Below are 8085 nucleotides of genomic sequence, written 5' to 3' on the forward strand. Positions count from 1 at the left end.
CTATCCTCTGTGCGCGTAGGAAACTTGTGGAGGGCCGTCCCTAGTACGAGAGGACCGGGATGGACGAACCTCTGGTGTGCCAGTTGTACCGCCAGGTGCATGGCTGGTTGGCTACGTTCGGGAGGGATAACCGCTGAAAGCATCTAAGCGGGAAGCCTGCTCCAAGATGAGGTTTCCGACACCCCACTTGTGGGGTGTGAAGGCCCCCAGGAGACGACTGGGTTGATAGGCCAGAGGTGGAAGCACAGTAATGTGCTCGTGAGCCGACTGGTACTAATGGGCCGACACTAAACACAACCCAACCCCCCAACCAAAACAGGGGGTGGGACGAGAAAGCACTGCTTGCAACCACTATACGAATCACACTCAACCCACAACCCCCCAATCAAACCGGGGGGTGGGGGAGTATGAGAGACTTTGCGGTGGTCATAGCGTGGGGGAAACGCCCAGAACCCATTCCGAACCTGGAAGCTAAGCCCCACAGCGCCGATGGTACTGCACCTGGGAGGGTGTGGGAGAGTAGGACACCGCCGCAACACCACCCAAAAGAAGAAGGGAGAGGGCAGGGAGCATTGCGCTCCCCGCCCTCTCCCTCTTCCTTTCTTCCACCACACACAAACACACAAGCACACACACACCGAACACGCGGCGAACGCGGCAAACACACACCGAGCGGGCGGACACACAGCGACCACACAGAAACGCGAACCACGAAGCACACAAACACGAGCCGCGAAGCACGTACCACACCACGCGTGAACGGGTCAGGAGCCGCCCCAACACCTCAAGTGGTCAACACGACAGGGAAAGCGAGACGTTCGTCGGATCGGGGCGCGCCTTTCCTATGCGATTCTTCTTCCATGACGGATAAGAATCCCGACGGTGCACGGGCTTCCGAAGACGGCGCTCTCGAAGACTATTCGGTGGTGCTTCATTCGCAAGCCCATGATCGACTGGCCCATCAATCCCGAGTCGTTTTGAGACTCGGTCAAATGCTCCTCGCTTCGGGAGCGAGCGCTTATCGGGTCAAGGCCTCGATGGCGACCGTGGCGAAGGCGGTCGGCATCGCCGAGCACCAGGCGCAGGTGACCTTCACGGAGATCATCGCGACCTCGTACGCGAATGGCACCTTCCGCACAGGACTGGCCGAACAGCGCACGATGGGCATCAATGCCGATCGCATCGATCGGCTCAACAACTTCGTCGCCTCGCTCGACGGCTCCTCGGTGCGCGTCGAGGAGGTGGACGCCGCCCTCGACGACATTGAGAAGATCGGTCCGCTGTACGACTGGTTCCCCAATGCGGCGGCTTCGGGTCTCGCCTGCGCCGCATTCGCCTTCCTCAATTCGGGCGGCTGGGTCGAGTGCTCGGCGGTGGCCGTGGCCGCATTCTTCGGGCAGGCCCTGCGCAGGCAGATGCTGCATCGGAGGATGAACCACTTCGGCGTGTGGATGGCCTGCGGTGCGCTCGCCGCGCTCGTCTACATCCTTCTGGTAGCTCCTGCTCAGCACTTCCTCGGTCTCGAACCGACGCACCAGGCGGGATTCATCTCGGCGATGCTCTTCCTCGTTCCGGGTTTCCCGTTGGTGACGGGCATCATCGACCTTGTCCGTCATGACTTCCAGGGCGGTATTGCCCGCCTGACCTACGTATTCATGCTCATCCTCTCCGCGGGTGTCGCGACCTGGGCGGTCTCCTCCGCGTTCCATTGGTCGGTGACGCCGGAGTACTCCTATGTGCTCGCCCCGTGGCTCCTGTACCTGCTGCGCTTCCTCACGAGCTTCGTGGCCTCCTTCGGCTTCGCCATGCTGTTCAACTCGCCGCGGAGAGTGGCGGGAGTCGCAGCGCTCATCGGGGCCATCATCAATACCGGACGCCTTGCACTCGTCAATGAGTTCGGGATGTCAGTACCGGCCGCCGTGGCGCTCGCCGCTCTGGCGGCGGGACTGCTGGCGAATGCCGCGGCCAAGCGGACGAGGTTCTCCCGTGTGACCCTGTCGGTCCCCGCCGTTGTGATCATGATTCCCGGCGTGCCCCTGTACCGCTCGCTCACCTATCTCAATGACGGGCAAATGCTCCTCGCGCTCACGGCGCTCTTCACCGTGGTCTTCACGATCGTCGGCATCGGCCTCGGTCTGGCTGTCGCGCGCATGCTGACCGACAAGAACTGGTTGATGGAGCGGCCGCCGGCGGTGCCCGCGCTGGACGATACCTACTTCGAATAGACGGACCCGTACCGGATGAGGGGGAGGCGCTCCAGGCGCCTCCCCCTCAGCTGTTCGCCGACTCGTGCGTGAATGCTGAAGAGGAGGATCTCCGCACCCGAAAGGGGCCCAAGAGGGCCTCTGGCAGTCGCCAGAGGCCCTCTTGGGCACTTCTGGGGCATGGGGGGAGTTGCGGGATGGGGGAGTTGTAGGAGGAGGTACGGGAGGGGAGGAGGCGTGGGAGGGAATGGAGGCGGACTGTCGGCCCGTGCGGCGATGCTCTTAGATCGGGACGAGGACCCGCAGGAAGATGGGAGGCGGGGGATGAGGATCCTTCCCCGACCGCAATGGCGGCTCTGGCAGCGGCGGGAAGCCGCAGAAAAGAGCAGGCGGGAGCGTGAACCCGTGGCGCAGACGCGCACGGGGGCCGCTGCCGAAGCAGCGGCCCCCGTGGGATCGAATCGGCCCGAAGGCTCAGCGATCGGCGGATCGAATGCCCGCCTTCGTCAACTGAACGGGCCTCAGCCCAGTCCGCCCAGAACCGTGGCGACGAGGATCTTGCCGACCATCGCGACCGGGTAGATGAGCGCGTAACCGAGCGACACGCGCGGATCGGAGTTCGTGCGGCCGTTCGCGAAGGCGAGGACGGCGGGCTGGGTCTGAGCGCCGCCGAGGAATCCCGACAGCTGCGTGCCGCCCATCTTGAACATCCACCGCATCGTGCAATAGATGCCGACGGCCATGATCGACGTCATGATGAAACCGAGGATGAAGATCTTGATCCAGTCGCCCGAGGTGAAGGCGTTGGCGATCTGCCCGCCGGCATTGGAACCCGCCTGTGCGAGGAACACGAGGAGGCCGAACTCGGCCAGGACCTGGCACGCCGTGAAGGGGAGGGCGGTGACGACGGGGCCGATGCGGCCGAGGCGGCCGAAGACCAGGCCCACGATGAGCGTGCCCGCAGCCGAACCGATCGAGAAGTAGTCGCCGGAGGGCGTCAGGATCGGGAGCTCGCCGATCGCGATGCCGATGGCCATGCCGATGCCGAGGGCGATCGGGTTGAGGTCGGACAGGCCGCGCGCCGAGTCCCCGAAGAACTTCGTGATCGCCTTCATCTTCGAAGTCGGTGCGACGATGCGGACGCGGTCGCCCTGCTGAAGGACCAGACCCGGCTCGGCGATCATGTCGACGTCGCCGCGGCGGACGCGCGAGATCGTCGCGGAGAACTTCTTGGCGAGATCGAGTTCAGCGACCGTGCGGCCGGCGACCTTCGGATCCGAAACGGTCATGCGGCGGAAGTCCAGGTAGGAGCGGTCCTGCATGAGCGAGTGCGAGGAGGCGTGGCCGAGCTCCGTGGCGGCGCGGGCGACGAGCTCGCGCGGGCCGACCACGGTGACGAGATCCCCGGCGTCCAGGGTGTCGGACATCGAGGGGCGGGTGATCGGGCCGGTCTCGCCGCGACGGAGACGGGAGAAGGTGACCTTCGAGCCGAGCTTCTCGTAAATGTCGCCGACGAAGGGGTGGTCGTCGCGTTCGACGCGGATCGTGCGGTTCGCCAGCGGCGAGGGGGTATCGCGGTCGTTCTTGCCGTAGGACAGCGCCGCCATCGACGCCGCGAGCATCCCGATGACGCCGAAGAGGTAGGCGATCGAGTAACCGACCGTGGCGCGGTCGAGCTGACCGCTCGCATCACCGGCCGCTGCCAGGGCGGGAGTGTTCGTCACGGATCCCGCGAAGGTGCCGGCGATGAGGGCGATGTCCATGCCCATGGCCTTGCCGATGGCGAGACCGACGCCCGCGGCGAGGATGTAGAGCACGACGACCGCGAGGATCGGGCCGATCGCCGTCTTCAGATTGTGGAAGAAGGAGGAACCGGAGTTGATGCCGATCGCGAAGGTGAAGAGCGTGAGGCCGAGAGTGCCCAGCTGCGGGGTCACGCGCAGCTCAACGCCGTAGGACTGGGCCCAGGCCGCGAGGATGATGGCGAGGAAGAGCACGGCGGCGGCGCCGAGGCCGATGCCCTTGATCTTGATATGGCCGAAGGCCATGCCGATGCCGATGAGGATGAACAGGAAGAGGACCGGCTGCTCTGCCAGTAGGGTGAAAACCGTTTCCACAGTCGTGGACTCCAAGTCTCGTGTTGTCGACGAATCCCTCCCATTATCCGGGGTCGTCCTCCTCTCCGAGTTGGCCCATCGTCCCAGGACCCCGGCCCTTCCAAGGGCGAAGGGCTGTGCGGCCCGTCACTCGACCCGCAGTCCCGAGGGCGGGGCGACGGACTCGGCGGGGACGCGCAAGTCCCGAAGTGTGAGACATCACGAGTCGCGAAAGCCTCGGGGCCTACGGTAGAAGCGTGCTCGACATTCTCTCGGTTGGAATTCTCGCCTCGGTCCTCGTACCCGGGCGTGCGATTCCTGCCGCGTGACAACGGATGGATCGCACGCCCCTCCCCAACTCGCACCGGCGGCTGGGGATTTTTTCTTGGGATCCATCCACATCAAGAGAGGACCACGCGGTGAACGACACACCCACTGCCCAGCCCCGGACGATGACCGGCGCGCAGGCCATCGTCGCCAGCCTGGAAGCGATCGGCGTGACCGATGTCTTCGGAATGCCCGGCGGCGCGATCCTTCCCACCTACGACCCGTTGATGAGCTCCTCCCTGCGGCACATCCTCGTGCGCCACGAGCAGGGCGCCGGACACGCCGCTGAAGGCTACGCCCTGGCGACGGGCAAGACCGGGTGCGCGATCGTCACCTCCGGCCCGGGAGCCACCAACGTGCTCACCGCCTTGGCGGACGCCAACATGGACTCGGTGCCGATGGTCGTCATCTCGGGCCAGGTGGGCGCCTCCCTCATCGGAACCGACGCCTTCCAGGAAGCGGACATCGTCGGCGCGGCCATGCCGCTGACCAAGCACTCCTTCCTGGTGACGGATGCCGCCGAGATCCCCTCCCGCCTCGCAGAGGCCTTCGAAATCGCCTCCACCGGACGCCCCGGCCCCGTCCTCGTCGATATCACCAAGTCCGCGCAGACGGCGACGATGGAATTCTCGTGGCCGCCCGTCATGGACCTGCCCGGCTACAAAGTCGCCGGCAAACCGCATAAGAAGCAGATCAAGGCCGCGGCGGAAGCGATCCTGCGCGCCCAGGCGCCGGTCTTCTACGTCGGCGGCGGCCTCATCCGCTCCGGAGCCTCCGAAGCCCTCGCCCGCCTCGTCGAAACGACCGACGCCCCCGTCGTGACGACCCTGCCGGCGCGCGGCGCCTTCCCCGATTCGGACCGTCACAACCTCGGCATGCCGGGCATGCACGGCACGGTCGCCGCAGTCGGCGCCCTGCAGAGGTCCGATCTCATCGTCGCCCTGGGCGCGCGTTTCGACGACCGCGTGACCGGGCGCCTCGACTCCTTCGCCCCCAGGGCCCGCGTCGTCCACATCGACATCGACGCCGCGGAGATCTCGAAGAACCGCTACGCGGATGTTCCGATCGTCGGCGACCTGGCCACCGCCCTGCCGATCCTCGCCGACGAGGTCGAGAAGATGCGCGACGAGGGCGGGGCCCAGGACCTCTCCGGCTGGTGGCGCTACCTCGACCGGCTCAAGGAGCGCTACCCGATGGGCTGGACGGACTCCGAAGACGCAATGATGGCCCCGCAGGACGTCCTCACGCGACTGTCGAGGATCGTCGGCCCCGAAGCCGTCTACGTGACCGGTGTCGGCCAGCACCAGATGTGGGCCGCGCAGTTCATCGACTACGAGTTGCCCCGGCACTTCATCTCCTCCTCGGGCCTGGGCACCATGGGCTACTGCATCCCGGCCGCGATGGGCGCGCAAGTCGGGCAGCCGGACAAGGTCGTGTGGGCGATCGACGGCGACGGCTCTTTCCAGATGACGAATCAGGAACTCGCGACCTGCACCGTCAACAACATCCCGATCAAGGTCTGCCTCATCAACAACTCCGTGCTCGGCATGGTCCGCCAGTGGCAGTCCCTGTTCTACGGGAAGCGCTACTCGAACACGACCCTCAACCCCGTCGAGGGCGAGCAGATCCCCAACTTCGAGATGCTCGCCACCGCCTACGGGATGGCGGCGCGCACCGTCCGCTCCATCGACGAGGTCGATGAGGCGATTCGTTGGGCGATGTCCATCAACGACCGGCCGGTCCTCATCGATTTCAGGGTCTCCAAGGACTCGATGGTGTGGCCGATGGTCGCCGCGGGAGTGTCCAATGACGAGATCCGTTACGCCAAGGGAATGGCGCCCGACTGGGATGTGGAGGACTGAGCGATGACCCAGACGCATACGCTGTCCGTGCTCGTGGAGAACAAGCCGGGCGTCCTCACGCGGGTCGCCGCCCTCTTCGCGCGCCGCGCCTTCAACATCAAGTCCCTCGCCGTCGGTGAGACCGAGCACCCCGAGGTCTCGCGGATGACGATCATCGTCAAGGCCGACGAGCAGCCCTTCGAGCAGGTGACCAAGCAGCTCAACAAGCTCGTCAACGTCCTCAAGGTCGTCGAGCTCGCCCCCGAGGACTCGGTCGAGCGCCGCCTCCTGCTCATCAAGGTCCGCGCCGATGAGGAGCGCCGCACCGGCGTCCTCCAGGTCGTCGACCTGTTCCGCGCCCACGTCGTCGACGTGCAGCCCGAATCCGTCGTCATCGAGTCGATCGGCTCGCTGTCCAAGCTGGAAGCGCTCGTCGCGGCCCTCGAGCCGTACGGCGTGACCGAAATCGTCCAGTCGGGCGCCGTGGCGATCGGCCGCGGTCCTCGCTCGATCACGGATCAATTGAAGGAGAAATGACAATGGCCGAGATCATCTACGACGACGGGGCGGACCTGTCGATCATCCGGTCCAAGAAGGTCGCCGTCATCGGCTACGGCTCCCAGGGCCACGCCCATGCGCTCAACCTCAAGGACTCCGGCGTCGAGGTCGTTGTCGGCCTCCGCCCCGGCTCGTCCTCGTGGGAGAAGGCGGAGGCCGCCGGGCTCGAGGTCAAGGACGTTCCCGAGGCGGTGAAGGAGGGCGACGTCATCATGATCCTCCTTCCCGACCAGGTGCAGCGCACGGTCTACGCCGAGCAGATCGCCCCGAACCTCAAGCCCGACGCCTCGCTCTTCTTCGCGCACGGCTTCAACATCCGTTACGGCTACATCGCCCCCGAGGCCGGCCACGACATCTGCATGGTCGCGCCGAAGGGCCCGGGTCACACGGTGCGCCGCCAGTTCCTCGAGGGCAAGGGCGTCCCCGCCCTCGTCTGCGTCGAGCAGGACGCGTCCGGGGCCGCCTGGGAGCTGGCCCTCTCCTACGCGAAGGGCATCGGCTCCACCCGCGCCGGCGTCATCAAGACGACCTTCACCGAGGAGACCGAGACGGATCTCTTCGGCGAGCAGGCCGTGCTCTGCGGCGGCGTCTCGCGCCTCATCCAGTACGGCTACGAAACCCTCACCGAGGCCGGCTACATGCCGGAGATGGCCTACTTCGAGGTGTGCCACGAGATGAAGCTCATCGTCGACCTCATCAACGAGGGCGGCCTGACCAAGCAGCGCTGGTCCTGCTCGGACACCGCCGAGTACGGCGACTACGTCTCGGGCCCGCGCGTCATCGGACCGCAGGTGAAGGAGGCCATGAAGGAGGTCCTCACCGACATCCAGGACGGCACCTTCGCCAAGCGCTTCATCACCGACCAGGACAACGGCGGTCTTGAGTTCAAGGCGCTGCGCGCCGAGGGCGAGAACCACCCGATCGAGAAGACCGGGCAGAAGCTCCGCGCGGCCTTCGGCTGGACGAGCGGCGACGCCGACTACACGGACGGCTCCGCCGCCCGCTGAGCCTCATCCCGAATGAGCCCTCGGGGCCCGCGCCGCACGGCGCGGGCACACC

General features: G+C 65.9%; 5 protein-coding genes and 2 rRNA genes. 6 read left to right on the forward strand and 1 reads right to left on the reverse strand.

Translation table 11 applies throughout. The features are described from left to right. From ACQY7V_RS00880 to ACQY7V_RS00890, 3 genes are all read left to right on the forward strand, one after another. Nucleotides 1–298: ribosomal RNA gene (locus ACQY7V_RS00880) — 23S ribosomal RNA — on the forward strand; the annotation flags it as partial. A 120-nt stretch (nucleotides 299–418) separates the two neighbouring features. After that, a 5S ribosomal RNA gene (gene rrf, locus ACQY7V_RS00885) occupies nucleotides 419–536 on the forward strand. A 390-nt stretch (nucleotides 537–926) separates the two neighbouring features. Then, nucleotides 927–2225, forward strand: coding sequence for a threonine/serine ThrE exporter family protein (locus ACQY7V_RS00890; protein WP_407822820.1), 1299 nt, complete (start codon nucleotides 927–929; stop codon nucleotides 2223–2225). 500 nt (nucleotides 2226–2725) lie between these two features. On the opposite strand, the gene ACQY7V_RS00895 is transcribed toward ACQY7V_RS00890, so the two are convergent. Next, on the reverse strand, nucleotides 2726–4321 hold the full coding sequence (locus tag ACQY7V_RS00895; protein WP_277298274.1) for an aspartate:alanine exchanger family transporter: 1596 nt from the start codon (nucleotides 4319–4321) through the stop codon (nucleotides 2726–2728). Between the two features lie 314 nt (nucleotides 4322–4635). On the opposite strand from ACQY7V_RS00895, the gene ACQY7V_RS00900 reads away from it, so the two are divergent. Genes ACQY7V_RS00900 through ilvC form a run of 3 tightly spaced genes read left to right on the forward strand, consistent with a single transcriptional unit; the run spans nucleotide 4636 to nucleotide 8033 of the window. Then, on the forward strand, nucleotides 4636–6489 hold the full coding sequence (locus ACQY7V_RS00900) for an acetolactate synthase large subunit (protein ID WP_407822817.1): 1854 nt from the start codon (nucleotides 4636–4638) through the stop codon (nucleotides 6487–6489). Between the two features lie 3 nt (nucleotides 6490–6492). Then, nucleotides 6493–7005 carry an acetolactate synthase small subunit gene (ilvN, locus tag ACQY7V_RS00905; RefSeq protein ID WP_154477072.1) on the forward strand — a complete coding sequence of 171 codons (513 nt, stop codon included), beginning with the start codon at nucleotides 6493–6495 and terminating at the stop codon, nucleotides 7003–7005. Between the two features lie 2 nt (nucleotides 7006–7007). After that, nucleotides 7008–8033: a ketol-acid reductoisomerase gene (gene ilvC, locus ACQY7V_RS00910; RefSeq protein WP_235361185.1), complete on the forward strand. Its 1026-nt coding sequence runs from the start codon at nucleotides 7008–7010 to the stop codon at nucleotides 8031–8033. Nucleotides 8034–8085 lie beyond the last annotated feature (52 nt).

The organism is Schaalia sp. (assembly GCF_050312375.1).
GTDB classification, from domain to species: domain Bacteria; phylum Actinomycetota; class Actinomycetes; order Actinomycetales; family Actinomycetaceae; genus Pauljensenia; species Pauljensenia hyovaginalis.